Genomic DNA, 15,377 nt, shown 5'->3' on the forward strand with positions numbered 1-15,377 from the left:
CTCCGCTCGTGGCCACCCTCGGCTATGGACCATCGGGCGCTGTCGGGAGCTACTTGGGCAACCGGGTCCGCGGCAACGGCGTCAATCGTCTGCGCCTTCCTGAAGCTTGTAGAGCTCGAAGAACAGGCCGCCCAGGGCGATGAGCTCGTCGAAGGTGCCCGTCTCGGTGACGCGGCCCTGGTCGAGGACGACGATGCGGTCGGCGAGGCGCGTGTTGGCCAGGCGGTGGGTGATGAAGAGAGCGGCGCGGCCGCCAGCAAGGCCCCGGAGCCGGGAGAAGACCTGGTGTTCGGCTCGGGCATCGAGGGCGGCGGTGGGTTCGTCCATGACGAGGACGGCGGTGTCGCGGTGGAAGGCGCGGGCGATGGCGATGCGCTGCCACTGGCCGCCGGACAGGTCGTGTCCTCCCCACCAGGAGCGGGCCAGTGAAGTGTCCAGGCCGTCGGGGAGGGCAGCGATGACCTTGTCGGCTCCGGCGGCCTGGGCGGCGGTGTGTACCGCTGCGTCGCCGGTGGGTTGGGGCTGGCCGAGGGTGATGTTCTCCCGGGCGGCGAGCGGCCAGCGGGTGTAGTCCTGGGGCACGAGCGAGACGGTGCGCATCACCGCGGTCGTGTCGGCGTCGGCGAGGTCGGTGCCGTCCCAGGCGATAGTGCCGCTGGTGGGCAGGAACAGGCCGGTGAGGAGCTTGGCGAGGGTCGTCTTGCCGGAACCGTTCTCGCCGACCAGAGCCACGACCTCGCCCCGGCTGATGGTCAGCGTGACGTCCTGCAGAGCAGGTGTGGCAGCGCCGGGGTAGACGAACGCCACCGCCGATGCGGTGATGGTGCGCGGACCGTCTGCGGGTACGGCGGCTGCGCCACGCTGGTTCGCCCAGTCCTTGGCGACGCTCAAAAAGCGCGCCCAGTCGTCCAGGAGCAGCGACAGCTTGAAGAGGCCGGCTCCGGCAGTGACGGCCGAGCCGAGGGCGGCGCCGCATGTCCGCATGCCCACGGCAGCTGCGCCGGCGGAGGCCGGGCTGATCCGGCCGGTGGCGATCAAGGCCACCAGCATGCCCCAGGCGAGCAGCATCGCGGCTTGCGCGAGGGAGTCGCCCGCGCCCTTGACGAAGAGGGCCTGACGGGCCGCGGTGGCCTGTTCGGCTTCCAGGCGGGTGGAGATCACCCGGTACTGGTCGGTGAGGTAGGGGGCCATGGTGCCCGCGCGGACCTCGGGGGCGGTGTTGCGGTCGGTGATGTGGTCGCGGAAGGTCTGCCGCAGCCGGCGGTCGGAGACGGAGCGATGGTGGGCCGCGTGCTCGGTCCTCGCTGCGCGCACCGCTCCCCACGCCCGGGGCAGGACGGCCAGGACGAGCAGGGGAAGCAGCAGGGGGTGGAGCACCGTGACCACGCCGACGGCGGCAACGAGCTGGGCCATGGCGGAGGTGAGGATCTGCGCGCCGGTGATGAGGTCCTTGGCGGCCTGGGCGCCTTCGCTACTGGCCCGGTAGGCGTCCATGAAGGCCGGGTCCTCGTAGGCGACGAGCTCGGCACTCGTGGCCGCATCGATCACCGCGAGGTCGGCTTCACGGACCGCCTTCGGGCCCAGCTGCGCCGCGGCCGCGCGGGCGAAGGCGTCGGCCACGTACCGGCCGGCGCCCGCCACCGCGACCACGATCAGGGGCACCGCGGCGTGGCGCAGCCCGGTGGGGATGTCCGTGCGGCTGGAGAAGGCGATGGCCAGGACGCGGGCGGTGGCTGCGAGAGCGAAGGCGGTCAGCACGGCCGCGGCGAGCTGGGCGAGCAGGAGGCGCAGCATGGCGTGCCGGTCGGTGTGCCAGCCGAGGCGGACTGCCTGCCGCAGGGCCTGCGGCAGGCGGCGGGCGATTTGCCGGGTGCTGAGGTTGGTGGAGGCGTCGTGGTGCCGGCCGGGTTTGAGGTGCATCACCGGGGCCGTGCCCGGGACGGTGGAGGGGTGTGTCACGTGCCTATGACGCTCGTAAATTCTCCGCGTCGGCAAGGGTGATTTGTCCCGGCCCGGGACCGTCTTCGCAGGCCACCCCTCCAGTGCGTCAACCTCGAAAGAGTTAATTCACCCTTGCGAGTGAATGGGGGTCAGGTGATCAGCACCGCCATCCACGGGCGGTCTGCAGCGTCTTGCCCGTCACGGCCCGATGCCCCGCCGGGGACCTCCGCCCACGCGTGCGCGGCGTGCGGCAGGAACCGGGCGCCCAGCACCCACCGAGCCCGGCGTCCCACCAGCGCGGCGGCCACGACCACCGTCAGGCTGGTCTCCATGCACGCGAGCCGCCCGCGCCACCACGGCGGCCGCACCGACAGCACGGCCGCGTGCAGCATGCCCAGGGTCTTCGGCGAGGCGTAGGGCAGATGGGAAGTGGCCCGTACCAGCCGTATGCGAGTGCGCAACGGCAGCCGCAGGACGACGAGCGCCAGGGCGAGCGCCACCAGCGCCACCAGACGGAATCGGAGGGGAACCTGCTCCGGGACGGCCACGGCGGGCGGCGCCGGCTGCTGCGCCAGGTCCTCGAGCGCGGGTGCCGACTGGCTCAGGGCGGTGTCGGTGAGCAGCCCGCGGGCCACCAGGTGCTCGACGGTCGACGCGACCGCAGGAGCGACGGTGGCTTCGTCCGCCCCGCACCATGTGACTATCTCGTGGGCGAGGCCGTCGGTGGTGCCGCGCGCGAGGAGTGTTTGCCAGATGCGGGAGGCGTCCGGATCGAGCATCACCCACCGGTCGGAGCGGGTGTCGAGGATCGCCGTGCCCTCGCAGCACGAGGCGTGATGGACCCCTTCGGGTGTGGTCAGCACCGTGTCGCCCCTTCCGTGTGTCCGGCGGCGGGCGCGGGTGTGGGCGGGTGGGCGAGCCAGTGGCAGGCCACGAGGAGCATGTGGAGGTCGGCCAGCCCCATCGAGTCCTCGCCCCGGGCCAGAACATCCAGCGACCGCATGGCCGCGCCCGCGTCGATGAGCCCCTCGGTGACCAGTGGGGAGGTGCGGATGAAGTCCCGGAGGCGGGGCAGGTGCCGGGCCAGGCCGGCGATTCGCCACGGGGTGAAGTTGCCCTTCGACTGGCGGCCGGTCAGCCACGGTGGCAGGTCGGGAAGCGCAGCGGCAAGCAGCGGCTTGAAGACGCGGGGACGGTCGAAGGGATCGACGGCGAACGCGGCCCGCACGACCTCGTTGTCGAGGAACGGGTGCTCGGGGCGTATCTGGCGGGAGGTGTCCAGCGGGGCGGCGGCCCGGGAGCAGGCGCCTGTGAAGTGCAGCGCATCCCACTGGGCGAACTCGACCGCCGGCCGGTCCATAGCCCGGTGCGCGGCCTGCCGCAGCAGATCCGCCACAGCTTCGCGCCCGCCGGCAGTCAGCCAGGATGCCGCAGCGCCCAGTTGCACCCACGACCAGGCCCTCACCCGGCCGGGCGCCGGGAGGCGCCCGGAAGCTACCTGGTCGGCGGCATGGGCGAGCGCGGAGGGGTACCCGGCGGACGCGTCCTTGACCTGCTGCCACACGGGGCCGGGCGCAGTGCTCTGGGCCCGCGCCCAGGCGACGGCCTTCCGGTGCGCCTCGCGGCGGTGACCGGCCTGCAGCAGGCCGACGAAGCGCGCCGAACCGATGCTCAGGACGACGTCGCCGCCGTGCCCGGTCAGGTGCCAGCGCAGCCCGGCGACCGGGGCGAGGTACGCGGCTTCCATCGCCGAGTTCGCCACGCTCAGGCACGGCTCGTCGCCGGCCGGGACGCCCTCGGCGAAGTCAAAGCACAGCTGCGCCGGGCCGCCGGCGACGACCTGGTGGCGTACGCCCGCGTGCTCGGCGACGCGGATGGCGAAGGCCGTGTCCTCGCTGCTGGTGTAGGGGTCGCTGTAGGTCACCGCGCGGACCTCGCCCAGGGGCGCGGCAAGCAGGACGGCGGTGGAGGAGTCGAGCCCACCGGACAGGTCCGCGCCGACCGGCCCCGGCCCGCTGCGCATGCGCAGGGCCACCGCGTCGGTGAGGGCCTGCCCGAAGACGGGGGCGCCCTCATCGAGGGACCGCCGACAGGGCACGGCCGTGACGTCGATCAGCCGCACCAGGCCGCGGGTCAGCAGCAGCGCCTGGCCCCCAGGCACGGCGCGCACGCCGGGGTAGAGGCTGCGGTCGGGCCAGTGGTCGGTGGCCACCAGGCGTGCGGCCAGCAGCGGCAGATCCGGCGATCCGTCAGCCAAGTCCCGAGCCCGGCTCGCCCACCGGGCGGTGTCTCCGGTGACCGTGTAGAACACGGCGCGCAGGCCAGCGAGATCCCCGGCAACCAGCCGCTCGCCGGGCCGGTCCCCGATGACCCAGTACGAGCCCGGCCACCTCGTCAGCTGCACCCACTGGCCGGCGGCGACCGCGCCCAAGGCCGCGTGCAGCTGCTCCTCAGTGGCGCCGCACTCCCCCACGACCGTCAGCCGCACCGGACCGTCGACGACCGTACGTACCGTGGCCCCGCCGCCGGACCGTACGGCCGTGCCGGGCCCGTTGCCAGCGGTCCACATCACCTCGAACGTGCTGCTCATCGCGCTCCTTCCAGGGCATGGGCCGGGGCCCAAGCCGTGTGCGCTTGGGCCCCGGAGGTGACGATCGATGTGCCTGAAGAGGCCGAGGTCAGGTGGTCTCGGACTCCCAGTACTGCGAGCCATCGGCGTTGTTGAAGGTCTTGTCGCCGAGGGTGAGCTCGTCCACGTCGTGCTCACTGATCTGCGGGTCGAACCCGCGGATGGGCTGCTCGTTCATCTGTGCCTCCGTGTGGCTGGTGAGCCGCCCTCTGGTGGTGCTGTGTGACGGCGGCCCTCGATGTCGGACAGGTGCACGTTGCGCCGTAGAGCAAGATCCCTGCTGGTCAGCGGGGCTGCTGCCCTCGGCCTGGTATCGAGTGAACCGCTATCAGGCGGACGGGGGCAGTGCCGGGATGTGTGCCAAGCCGTCTGCCAAAACGGGGGCGGCCGTCACGCGGGCGGAGCGTCCCACAGGGCGAGGACTTCGGCGATTTCCGGCACTCGGCGGTGATGCCGCAGGGCGGCGAGGACTACGTCGCCGCGTTCGGCCGCGCGCGCCGAGGGGACCGAGGCCGCCATCTCGAACATGCGATGCGCCTGGGCGGCTGCTTCTTCCGCCTCGTTCGCGTCCAGGAGCGCGGTGACCAGCCAGGACAGGTACAGGGCGTACTCGCGGACGTGGGTCGGGTCGTAGCCGCTCAGCGCGCGGCGCAGCAGCGGGACGGCCCGCAGGGGGCGGTGGAGCTGGGTGGCCACCCGGGCCTCCATGACCTCCTGCTCGGGCATGTCCACCCAGTACAGCCACAGCCGGTCGGCAGCCTCGCCCGGGCCGGCGTCGGTGATCTGCTCCATCGCCTCCCCCATCGCGCGCAAGGCTCCTTGGGCGTCGCCGGCCAGCGCACTTGTCCAGGCCAGCCGGGCCGCCGTCAGCGACCGCGCCACGAGCGGAGCATCGGTGCCGGCCGCGGCCTCGGCGGCGCGTACGAGTTCCAGGCCCCGGCGGGGGTTGCCGGTGTTCGCCGTCCAGTAGCCCCAGGAGCCGAGCAGGTGGGCGGCCAGGGCGCCGTCCTCGGCCTGGCGGGCGGCCGAGGCACCGAGCCGGAAGAGCGGTTCGGGGTCGACCCGACCGCCGGTGTCGGTGGCCACCCAGCCCGCGAGCTGTGCCATCTCGGCGACGGCGACCAGCAGGCGCTGCCCCACCACTTCGGTGTGGGAGGTCTGGTTGAAGAGGTTCACGGCCTGCCGCAGCTCGCGCACGCACGTCTCGACCAGGTCGCCCCCGGCGAGGACATCATCGGCCAGGCGCAGGCCGTGCACGCGTCGCAGGAGCGCCTCCGCGTCGTCCAGGCCGATCCGGCGCCCGGCATGTGTGCCGCACGGGGCGAGGGGTTCGCCGGGTGGGAGGAGGGAGGACAGAACCTCGGTGGGGGTGGCGGTGGCGATGTGGCCGATCCGGCGAGCCGCCTTCGAGGCCGCCCGCGCGGCTTTTAAGCGGGTGAGCGGGACGTTCAGGACGTGAGCGAGGTGCGGGAGCCAGAAGGGGCCCGTCGTGCGGCCCTCGTACTCCACCTCCCACCGCCACACCTCGGTCCGGGTGATCGTGGTCCGGCCGGAGTCGGCGACGAGGGCACGCGCGAGGTCGTCTTCCGTCCATCCCGCGCGCAGACGCAGCATGCGGATCAGCGGGCCCAGTCGCTCGCCGGTCACCGGAGGTTCAGGCATCACAGACATTCATACCCCTTCACGAACGAGTAGGGGAGAGGCCGGAGGTCAGCCAGTCGGCGAGGAGTCCGGCTGGCCGCCGGCGCCGGACCGGCACCCCGCTCCTCATGGTGGCGGCCGGCCTGGTCGTGGAGCACGACAGCCGGTCCCGCGAGGCCGATCACCAAAAGGAGAGGATCAGGGCGCCCCGTAACGGTGGTCGATGATCCCGGCGCGGGCGTTCACCACGTCGTAGCACCACCGATGCGAGTCCGGCGCCGAGGACGTGATGGGAGGAGACGAGCATGCATCTGGAGGGATGGCAGCCCCGACGAGCAGGACCAGGACGGCGCGCAGCGGATGATCGACATCGATCAGCTCGCCCTCGTTGGCGTGAAGCCGCTCACCGGCCGCCCGCCTTCTTCAGCGCCTTCGGGTTCTCCACGACCCATTCCCGGCCGCCGCTCACGGGGCGCAGGAAGATCGCCTGCGGGATGCGGCGCCGTGTGTTGGGGTCCTCCCACTCCCCGATGAACTGCACGATCGCCTCCGTCTCCGCAACGGAGTCGAAGATGTGCGCTCCCTCGTGCAGCCATGCGGGGAGCGACGGGCGGGAAGACATGCGAGGGTTCATGGCGGGTGACCTCCAAGCGGGAGGGCAGCTCTGATCGCACGAGGGGGAAGCACGGGAGGGCTGCCGGCGTGGGTGCCGCCGGATGCGGGGAGTCGTGCCGGAAGCTGGGAGCCGGCGGCTTCCATGACGGTAGGAAGAGCTGGCGGGAACCCTCAATGAAATTGCGGCTGATTGCGGAAACTCACCCGAGAGCGTTGATCGCTGCGGTGATCAGTTGCCGGGCCTGCGCGCCGTGGACGGCCATGCTGGCCAGGTCGGTGAACATCTGGGTGTAACCGGCAATCTCTCGGGGCTGGGTGATGCGCAGGTAGCCGGAGGTCAGCTCGACCGCAACCTCGGCCTCGTCGAACATGTAGAAGTCCTCAACCGGCAGGTGGGGGCGGTCGCATGCGGTGGGAATGACGCCGAGGCTGACGAACGGGTGGGCGCTCACGCTGATCAGGTGCCCGAGCTGGCCCACCATCGTCTCCGCATCGCACACCGCCGCGTGCAGCACGTACTCCTCGATGAGCAGCCCGAACCGGTGCCGGCCGGAGAACAGCTTCTGCTGCCGTTCCACGCGGGCCTCGACGGCCTCTTCGACGTCATCGACAGCCACGCGCTCGCGCTGGATGGAGCGCAGCACGGCCGCGGTGTACGCGCGGGTCTGCACCATGCCGGGCATCACGCGGCTCGCGTAGACGCGGAAGAGGCCGGTGCGCTCGTAGAGGCTGTTCACGGACTCCTGCGCGGCACGCAGTCCGGTGCGCTCCATGCGGCGCCACTCGGTGTACATCGTCTGCACCGCTCGGGCCTCGGCTATCAGGTCGGGGACCTGACCTTCGGCCCCACACGTGGCACACCACGCCTTGATGTCGGCCTCGGACGGGGTGGACTTCCCGCTCTGGATGCGGCTGGTCTTGGCGGGGTGCCAGCCGCACTGGGCAGACAGCTGGTCCCCGCTGAGACCGGCGTCCTTACGGATGTCGGAAAGGCGGCGTGCGAGAGCCTGACGCGCTTCAACGACGCTGGAGGACGAGGACATGGCTGGCTGCCGGGTGCGGTCGGAGGATATTGCTCAGACGGTGTACTGCTCGTGCGGGATGGCACGCTCCCACACGGTTTCGAAGGCGGTGGTGACCATCTTCACCACGGCGGGGTCATCGTTGAACTCGTGCCCGGCCCAGTCGCCGTCCCCGGTGAACCAGTGGAACATCACCCGGCGGTCGTCGATCAGCCACAGGTCGTTCCCGGGCAGCGCGATATCCGAGGCGAGACGACGCGGGAGCCAGCGGACCTGCTCGCCGGCCGCGATGTTGTGCTCAGTGGTGATGGCGTGCTCCCACCGGATGTAGTCGGTGACCGGCTCGGAGACGATGCGTGCCCGGCGCAAGGTCACGCCCCGGCCCACGGTCTCCTTCACCAGACCCGACCACTCCTGGTACTCCTCCGGCAGCTCGCCGGTCCGCCCGTCGCGCCAGGCGGTGAACACCGGGTCGTCCATGTAGGAGTCGCGCATCTCCAGGTGCGCCGCCGAACGCTCAGCACTCCTCAGCAGGGCGGTGAAGTCCGGCACGTTCTGCTGCATCGCACGCCTTCCTCAAAATCGGGATCATCCGGACGGGAATGCGCACCACGGCCTCATGGTCGGGCACACCGATGGGGTGGCCCTGCACCCACTCCGTCTCACTGATCTTGGTGCACGTCTCATCGTCGGGACGCCAGCCCTGGACGAGGATCTCGGCCTTCTCCGTCTCCAGCCACACCTGCGGGGACCCGCCATTCGGTGTGTCCGGGTCTATGCCCATGAACTGTAGGTCCACAATCGCCTCCTGTACCAAGCAAGTTGCGCGGACTTGCGCCAGGCTTCTCTCGCTGCGGCAGCTCGTCAAGCGCCTCGATGGAGACTGGGCTGCGGTCGGTGCCGGCCGCTCCCCCGCAGACCAGCAGCTGACCTAGACCCCTCACCTAGCCCGTCCAGGTTCTCCAGGTCGCCGGTTGCCCTGCTGCTTCTGACCGCCCCGCCCCGTTGCAGGGCATCAGCCGGACGGGTGGCCCCGGGATGGAACCTCCGCCCTCGCCGCCGACGCCTCTCTAGGTGTGCCGTCTCATGAGGTTGGTGCCACGGCCGCGATCAACGGGCGGCCGGGCCCGCCTTCCTGCTGACCTCCTCGCAATCCGCTGAAGCCGGGCGAGCGGGGAGGTCGTTGGTGTCGCCGACGAGCCAGCGCAGGAAGCCGATGATGTGCGCGTTCATGTCGGAGCCGACGTCGGCGACGGCGGTCTTGGCGCGCTGGTGGAGCTCGGGGTCCGGACGGTAGACCGCGGCGGGGTTCCGGTGCTGGCTGGGCATGGATCTCAGCATTTCATGGTGGCTAGCCACCGGTCCATCATGTCCGTAAAATAGAGGTGGCTAGCCACCTTGAGCAGGGACATTGCATCCATCGGACAGGAGGATCTCTTGAACGAGACACTGCTTGATCACGTCGCACGCGTCCTCGGTCACGTCCCAATCGACCAGAGCGATGGCGTCAACGTCACCTTGGGTCCGTCCATCTGCCATGAGATGGCTTATGCCGCTCTCGCGGTGGTGCAGCCGGAGATTGATCGGCTTCGTCAGCGGATCGCCGAGCTGGAGCCCGATCAGTCCCGGGTCCTGCCGGCGAAGTTCATCACCGATGCCATGGCCCAGATCCCTGACGCACTTCCGCCTGACTTCGCCTGACCACACCGAAACTGCTGCGTGGAGCGCATCGCATCCACGTGACCTGCGTCCACGGGCCGTTGTCAGTGGCACCGTTCACCATGGACTGTCAGATGGCCCAGTGGTGAACGGTGAGGTGCACATGGTTCAGCACGACGGTGGCCGCGAAGGCCCCGGCATAGCCCAGCCCGGCAAGTCCAGCCGGCACGGGGGACCATGGCCGGGCACCGCAACGCCCCGCTAACCCCGGAGGGCCGCCTGCGGCTGTGCCTGCGAGTCGACGCCGGACGACCGATCGCCCACGTCGCCGCCGAAGCCGGCATCTCCCGCCGCTGCGCGGCCAAGTGGTACGCCCGCTGGCGAGCCCACGGTGAGGACGGCCTTGCCGACCACTCCTCCCGCCCCGACCACAGCCCCCACCGCACCCCAGAGGACATCGCGGACCTCGTGGAGGCGCTGCGACGGCAGACCAAACACGGGCCCGCCCGCCTCGCCGCCGATCTGCACCGCCTCCACGGCGTCACCGTGGCGCCGGCCACCATCCACCGCGTCCTCGTGCGCCGGGGGCTGAACCGGCTCCGCGACCTGGACCCGCCCACGGGCGAGCAGCTCCGTGAGGTCATCCGCTATGAACACGAGCGGCCCGGCGACCTGGTCCACGTCGACATCAAGAAACTTGGCCGCATCCCGGACGGCGGCGGCTGGCGCATGCACGGCGTCGGCACCGACGCCGCACGCGCCTCCAAACGCACGGGACCAGGCACGGGCAAGGTCGGATACACCTACCTGCACTCGGCACTCGACGACCACTCCCGACTCGCCTACACCGAGGCCCTGGAAGACGAGAAGGCCGTCACCGCGGTCGCGTTCTGGCACCGCGCCGTCGCCTTCTTCGCCGCCCACGGCATCACCCCGATCAGCCGCTGCCTCACCGACAACGGCTCGTGCTACCGGTCCACGACCTGGGCCAACGCCCTCACCGCGACCGGCACGAAGCACAAGCGGACCAGGCCGTACACACCGCGCACGAACGGGAAGGTGGAGCGGTACAACGGGACGCTCGCCCGCGAGTGGGCGTATGTGCGCGACTACACGTCCGAGCACGACCGCCGCGTCGCGCTCGCCGAGTTCGTGAACTACTACAACCACGACCGGCCGCACGCCGCGCTCGGCGGCCGACCGCCCATCAGCCGGACCGCCGGGAGCGACTACCGGCTCGTCTTCGACCAGCCGCCCGAACCGCTCGTCGACATCCCGCAGCAGCTCAGCTTCGAGGACTTCGTGTAACCAACGTCCTGAAACACCACATCTAGGGTGGGCGGAGTCCACCCCGGCACAACCGGCTCTCCGACCTCTCGGAGAACCACCGCCCCAGCCTCGGCAATTCACGTCTGCAGTGGGCACCCGGGAAAGGGAGAGGCACGGCGCCCGGCCGCAGCCCCCCATCTGGCGACGAAATGAACGGTCGCTGCTACTTTCACGCGTGAAACCAGAGGGGTCTGACTGAGCCCCGGGCGCCCGGACGCTAGGGTTCCGTCGAACAGGTTGCACCATCTCGGAGGATACGAATGACGACGCCGCTGCCTCGGCCGAAGCGCAAGAAGAAAGGCGAAGGCGGCAGTAGCAGCACGCTAAGGGCCGACCGCGAGAAGGCTGGTCTGACCGGTGGCAGCGGAGACATCCACGCGCTGCCGCCTGAGGACGGTGAGCTGCTGGAGCTGGATCCGGAGACCATCTCGCCCAACCCGATGAACATGCGGCTTGAGCTGCGCGACATGGACGCGATGATCGCGGATGTGCGGGAGCGCGGCGTCCACACGCCGGGCATCGTGATGCACACCAAGGTCTTCCTGGAGTGCTACCCGCAGTGGGCGTCCAGGGTGAAGCACCCCGAGCGGCAGTTCATCCTCGGTCCCGGCCATCGGCGGCACGCCGCCGCACTCGCGACCGGGCGCGTCATGCCTGCGGTTCTCCGCGATGACCTCGCCCGGGACCGCCGCGTAGAGGAAGAGCTGGTCTCCGAGAACAACAGCCGCGACGGTCTGTCCCCGATCGAGCAGGCCCTGGCGATCGACCTGCTGAGGCAGCGCGTTCACGAAGACGAGGACCGGACCCTCAGCTTCGACGAAGTCGTGGAGCGCGCCGGGTACACCGGCGGGACAGTGTCGAAGTACCTCGCGCTGCTCAAGCTCCCCCAGGAGGTCCAGCAGGCGATCCACGTCGGCGACCTGTCGATGCGCGCCGGCTACTCGCTCTCCCTCCTCAAGGACGCCGCCGGCTCGAAGGAGTCGGAAGAGGCCCACGCCCTGCAGCTTCGCGGCTGGCGGCTGATGCAAGACGAGAAGCTGTCCGTGGAAGCGGCGAAGAACAGGCTGGCTCTGGAGGGGCAGAAGCAGTTTCACGCGGGAAAGTCGCCCGCTGCGCCTGTCCCCCTTCCGGAGCCACGCGAGGAGAGCAACGCCGAGGCCGGGGAGGTCCAGGGCGCTGCTGGTGAGCCCGCGAAGCCAGTGACGACCTCCGGCGGGAGCGGCGAGGCTCCGCAGGGCGAGAAGGCCGCTGCGCCGGCTGCCGTCGCAGTGCTTGAGAACACGGAGACTTCGAGGCCCGCAGCCCCGGAGCCCACGGCCGTCGACCCCAAGGCCCTCCGGAAGGCCGCTGCGGATCTGCGGGACCTGGCATGCCGACTGCTGCTCGCTGAGGACCGGTACGCGAAGGGAGCGGAGTCGAGCGCCCGGCTCGTCACCGTGGTGCTCAACCCGAACGAGTGGAAGCAGGCCGCGGCCAAGGCCCATGGGTGGCTGGTGGAGCTCAAGAAGGGGCCGTCCAGCAAGAAGCGACCCACCGAATACTTCGCTGCCGTCGCCGCGTCCGAGGAGCCCGGCCTGATGCTCCGCGCCGCCTTCGCGATCGGTCTGGCCGCTGACGAAGTGCGCGCCGCTCAGCTGGACCGGGAGTGGGACGCTCGCGATGTCGCGCACGTTCAGTTTCTCGCCGCCAGCCGCGCCTCGTACCAGCTCAGCGAGTGGGAACAGCAGCAGGTTGAGCGACTTTCACGCGTGAAACAGTGACCGCGCGCCCACGACAGGACGGCTCAGCCTCCACGGAGACCAGATGACCAGCACACTCGCGAAGACCAGGGCGCAAAACGTCGCGCGCGCCTACAAGGTGTTCATCTTCGCTCTCAAGGCCGGCGGTACGGCCAAGACCTCCACGACCACGGCACTCGCCGTGCAGCTGGGCCTGCGCGGCTACCGCGTCCTCGTCATTGACCTGGACCCGCAGTGCAACGCCACCCGGGTGCTGGGCCGCCGCGTGTTCAAGCCGGGGCAGAAGAGCCTCACCGACGTGATGGCGGACAAGGCGCAGCTCAAGGACATCATCGTCCAGGCCCGGTACCGCATCGACCCGGACGGCGACGGCGACGACTGCTTCACGGAGATCCCGAACGTCTGGATCGCTCCCGGCGACCTTGACCACCCGGACATCGACGACGCGGAGCGGATCCTCAATGCTGAGGATGGGAACGTCTTCTGGCTCAAGGACGGCCTGGACGACCTGGCGGAGGAGTTCGAGGTCGACGTGGTCCTCATCGACCCGCCGGCCACCTACGGCCGTCTGACGGTCACGGCGCTCGTGCTCCTGGACGAAGAGACCGAGGGCGCGGTGATCCCGCCGGTGTTGTGCACCTACAAGGAGGCCGATGCGCTGGTCCGGCTGGAGAAGAAGCTCAAGGAGATCAGTGAGCGCCGCATGTACCAGCGGCGCGGCATCCGGCCTCAGATGAAGTACGTGATGGCCTGTGCCGCCCCCACTGCTTCCTTCGGCACCGAGGAGCACTGGGAGACGTTCAACGAGCTCAAGGAGGAGTACGGCGACATACTGCTTCCGCCGGTGCATTGGTCGGGTGTCGCCACGAAGATCTACCGCAACGAGTGCGCGGTGCCGATCCTGTCGCCGAACTCCCGGCCGTCGCAGGACTACGCGAAGGTGGCGACGGCGCTGGGCTTCCCTCAGCGCTGACTTTCACGCGTGAAAGTGGCCTGAGCGGCCCCTGAAACGCAAGAAGGCCCGGTTCCCCCGCGATCACCTGCGGGGGAACCGGGCCTTCGGCTGTCAGGTCGCCCAGGTCGCGGGCGCGCCTTCATCGGGGTTGGGGATGCTGGCGGCGGTCGCCAGAGCGGCGGGGTGCCGCAGGGCGGTGATCGGCACGGCGCCGGGTTCGGTGGCCGGCGCCCAGACCATGCGCCAGGTGTCATCCCACTCGCACCCGCAGCCGTGGTCCGGGTGCGGGTGCCGTAAGAAGACGCCGTGGGTGTGGACGGCGCGCGGGATGCGGGGAATGAGCTCCGAGGGGTCATCGCCGGGGTAGAGGTGGAGGTTGCGCCAGCCGTGGACGCGGGCCATGTATGCGGCGGCGGCCTCGATGATGTCGGCCCACTCCTGGTGTCCGAGGACGATGAAGCCGACCGGATAGAGGTGATCATCGGTGGCGTCGTCGATCCCTGTGACGTACAGACCGCGATGGGCGAGGAAGCCGCTGTCAGCCGCGTCGTCGGCGCAGGGGTTCCAGAGCTGTTCGACGGGGTGCATGGTGCCGTCGTCGCCCTCGCTGGTCTCGATCTCGTACAGGGTGGCGGTCATGCGCTCACCCCCGCGACGGCGGCGTCCAGGAGTGCCACGGCGTCAACCTCGTACGGGTCGGCGAACAGCTGGTGGTCGCTGACGTCGAGCGGCGAGTACCGAGCGTCGATGCGGTAGCCGGGCATGAGGGTGGTCTCCTGCCCGTCCAGCGCGGCGGTGAGCCGGTCGTAGTCCTGCTCGGCATGGCGGGTCTGGGTGTACGGGCCGAGGCGCAGCAGGGTGAAGCCGTCGCGGCTGTCGTCGCGCTTGCGGGCCTCGATGTAGAGGGCGTAGTGCGCGGGTTCCATGCCGATGTCGTCAGGCAGGGGTAGTCCGGCGGCGGCGTGGGTGAGCATCACGTAGCCGGGCTGCCAGAAGCCGAGGATCGCGCTCGTCTTGCAGCGCAGCCAGCCGCGTTCGGTGTAGCCGAGCTGGCGGCTGTGAAGGTAGGCGCCGGCGTGCGGGGTGCCGGGGTGGACCAGGGCGACAGCGATCATGTCGGGGCCGTGGTCGTCGCCGGGCCGGGTGTGCGCGCGCTCGATGAACGGCCCAACGCGCACGGCGATGTCCTGGGCGCCGCCGGGAGTCCAGGGCTGCGGGTTGCGCAGGGCGGTGAGCATCGCGCGGAACTGGTCGATGTCGGCCTGGTCCTCGGGGGAGAGGGCTTCGGGGCCGTGGCCGCAGCGGCGGAAGCGACGGATCATCGGGCGGTCTCCTGCTCGGTGTTGGCGGTGCGAGGGCCGGCGGGCGTCTCGAGGACGCGCGGCAGGTGGACGTGCAGGTGCTCGACTACGACCTCGCGGCCGCGGTCCCGGAGTGCTCGGGCAAGGAGTTCGGTAAGACCGCTGGCCCTGTGCCTACCTCCCGCACAACCGATGGCGATGCGGCTGGGGCCGGCGGGCAAGTCGGCGTAGTCGGCGAGGTTGGCGAGCAGCTCGCGGGCGCCGGGGGTCTTCAGGACGACGTCCTGGACGCGGGGGTTGAGGCCGTCGAGGTCGAGGATGTCGCGGGCGGCGGCCGGGTCGCGGAGCCGGTCACGGACGTCTTCGATCCGGTCGGCGGCGGGCGGCACGGGGGAGCCGTCCGGGCCGGTGGGCAGGTGCAGGTAGCCGAACGAGGTCAGACAGATCGGGCGCAAGGGAGAGCCTCCTGCTCGGTGGTGAGGGGCGGGAACACACGGAGCGCCGCGCCCGGCCGGGAAGGGCGAGGCGCGGCGCTCTGGGGTGGTG

General features: G+C 70.5%; 17 protein-coding genes. 4 read left to right on the plus strand and 13 right to left on the minus strand.

All coding sequences use genetic code 11. The annotated features are described in order from the left end of the window. Positions 1–81: 81 nt before the first annotated feature. The 10 genes from ACOTKD_RS36240 to ACOTKD_RS36285 all read right to left on the minus strand — a co-directional run bounded on the left by ACOTKD_RS36240 (position 82) and on the right by ACOTKD_RS36285 (position 9,177). The gene (locus ACOTKD_RS36240) at positions 82–1,959 is read right to left on the minus strand and encodes an ABC transporter ATP-binding protein (protein ID WP_424893253.1); all 1,878 of its coding nucleotides are present in this window, start codon (positions 1,957–1,959) and stop codon (positions 82–84) included. 131 nt (positions 1,960–2,090) lie between these two features. Continuing rightward, complete coding sequence (locus ACOTKD_RS36245) at positions 2,091–2,804, minus strand: lasso peptide biosynthesis B2 protein (RefSeq protein ID WP_424893254.1); 714 nt, start codon at positions 2,802–2,804, stop codon at positions 2,091–2,093. Continuing rightward, positions 2,798–4,531, minus strand: a complete 1,734-nt coding sequence (locus ACOTKD_RS36250; protein ID WP_424893255.1) for an asparagine synthase-related protein — start codon at positions 4,529–4,531, stop codon at positions 2,798–2,800. The genes ACOTKD_RS36245 and ACOTKD_RS36250 overlap by 7 nt, the downstream gene beginning before the upstream one ends. 88 nt (positions 4,532–4,619) lie before the next feature. After that, positions 4,620–4,748, minus strand: coding sequence for a hypothetical protein (locus tag ACOTKD_RS36255; protein ID WP_424893256.1), 129 nt, complete (start codon positions 4,746–4,748; stop codon positions 4,620–4,622). A 212-nt stretch (positions 4,749–4,960) separates the two neighbouring features. Continuing rightward, on the minus strand, positions 4,961–6,232 hold the full coding sequence (locus ACOTKD_RS36260) for a transcriptional regulator (RefSeq protein WP_424893257.1): 1,272 nt from the start codon (positions 6,230–6,232) through the stop codon (positions 4,961–4,963). A 382-nt stretch (positions 6,233–6,614) separates the two neighbouring features. Beyond that, positions 6,615–6,833 carry a hypothetical protein gene (locus ACOTKD_RS36265; protein WP_424893258.1) on the minus strand — a complete coding sequence of 73 codons (219 nt, stop codon included), beginning with the start codon at positions 6,831–6,833 and terminating at the stop codon, positions 6,615–6,617. Between the two features lie 193 nt (positions 6,834–7,026). Then, the gene (locus tag ACOTKD_RS36270) at positions 7,027–7,869 is read right to left on the minus strand and encodes a helix-turn-helix domain-containing protein (RefSeq protein ID WP_424893259.1); all 843 of its coding nucleotides are present in this window, start codon (positions 7,867–7,869) and stop codon (positions 7,027–7,029) included. Between the two features lie 33 nt (positions 7,870–7,902). Continuing rightward, positions 7,903–8,412 (minus strand): DUF6879 family protein, encoded by a 510-nt coding sequence (locus ACOTKD_RS36275; protein ID WP_424893260.1) that lies wholly within the window; start codon positions 8,410–8,412, stop codon positions 7,903–7,905. After that, on the minus strand, positions 8,366–8,647 hold the full coding sequence (locus tag ACOTKD_RS36280) for a hypothetical protein (protein WP_424893261.1): 282 nt from the start codon (positions 8,645–8,647) through the stop codon (positions 8,366–8,368). Before ACOTKD_RS36280 ends, ACOTKD_RS36275 begins: the two co-directional genes overlap by 47 nt. Before the next feature lie 311 nt (positions 8,648–8,958). Beyond that, positions 8,959–9,177 carry a hypothetical protein gene (locus tag ACOTKD_RS36285; protein WP_424893262.1) on the minus strand — a complete coding sequence of 73 codons (219 nt, stop codon included), beginning with the start codon at positions 9,175–9,177 and terminating at the stop codon, positions 8,959–8,961. A 108-nt stretch (positions 9,178–9,285) separates the two neighbouring features. Between ACOTKD_RS36285 and ACOTKD_RS36290 the strand changes: the two genes are divergently transcribed. The 4 genes from ACOTKD_RS36290 (at position 9,286) to ACOTKD_RS36305 (ending at position 13,548) form a co-directional block, all read left to right on the plus strand. Then, on the plus strand, positions 9,286–9,549 hold the full coding sequence (locus tag ACOTKD_RS36290) for a hypothetical protein (RefSeq protein WP_424893263.1): 264 nt from the start codon (positions 9,286–9,288) through the stop codon (positions 9,547–9,549). Positions 9,550–9,744: 195 nt separating this feature from the next. Continuing rightward, positions 9,745–10,815, plus strand: coding sequence for an IS481 family transposase (locus ACOTKD_RS36295; protein ID WP_424893264.1), 1,071 nt, complete (start codon positions 9,745–9,747; stop codon positions 10,813–10,815). A 281-nt stretch (positions 10,816–11,096) separates the two neighbouring features. Further along, the gene (locus ACOTKD_RS36300; RefSeq protein WP_424893265.1) at positions 11,097–12,596 is read left to right on the plus strand and encodes a ParB/RepB/Spo0J family partition protein; all 1,500 of its coding nucleotides are present in this window, start codon (positions 11,097–11,099) and stop codon (positions 12,594–12,596) included. A gap of 43 nt (positions 12,597–12,639) precedes the next feature. Next, positions 12,640–13,548: a ParA family protein gene (locus ACOTKD_RS36305; protein WP_424893266.1), complete on the plus strand. Its 909-nt coding sequence runs from the start codon at positions 12,640–12,642 to the stop codon at positions 13,546–13,548. 93 nt (positions 13,549–13,641) lie between these two features. Here ACOTKD_RS36305 and ACOTKD_RS36310 read toward each other — a convergent pair whose 3' ends face one another. From ACOTKD_RS36310 to ACOTKD_RS36320, 3 genes are read right to left on the minus strand one after another with little or no spacing between them, the layout of a single operon-like run. After that, complete coding sequence (locus ACOTKD_RS36310) at positions 13,642–14,169, minus strand: hypothetical protein (protein WP_424893267.1); 528 nt, start codon at positions 14,167–14,169, stop codon at positions 13,642–13,644. Continuing rightward, positions 14,166–14,852, minus strand: coding sequence for a hypothetical protein (locus ACOTKD_RS36315; protein ID WP_424893268.1), 687 nt, complete (start codon positions 14,850–14,852; stop codon positions 14,166–14,168). Before ACOTKD_RS36315 ends, ACOTKD_RS36310 begins: the two co-directional genes overlap by 4 nt. After that, positions 14,849–15,286, minus strand: a complete 438-nt coding sequence (locus ACOTKD_RS36320) for a RapZ C-terminal domain-containing protein (RefSeq protein ID WP_424893269.1) — start codon at positions 15,284–15,286, stop codon at positions 14,849–14,851. Before ACOTKD_RS36320 ends, ACOTKD_RS36315 begins: the two co-directional genes overlap by 4 nt. Between the last annotated feature and the right edge of the window lie 91 nt (positions 15,287–15,377).

It is taken from the genome of Streptomyces sp. XH2 (genome assembly GCF_049725035.1).
Taxonomy (GTDB): Bacteria; Actinomycetota; Actinomycetes; order Streptomycetales; family Streptomycetaceae; genus Streptomyces; species Streptomyces roseoverticillatus.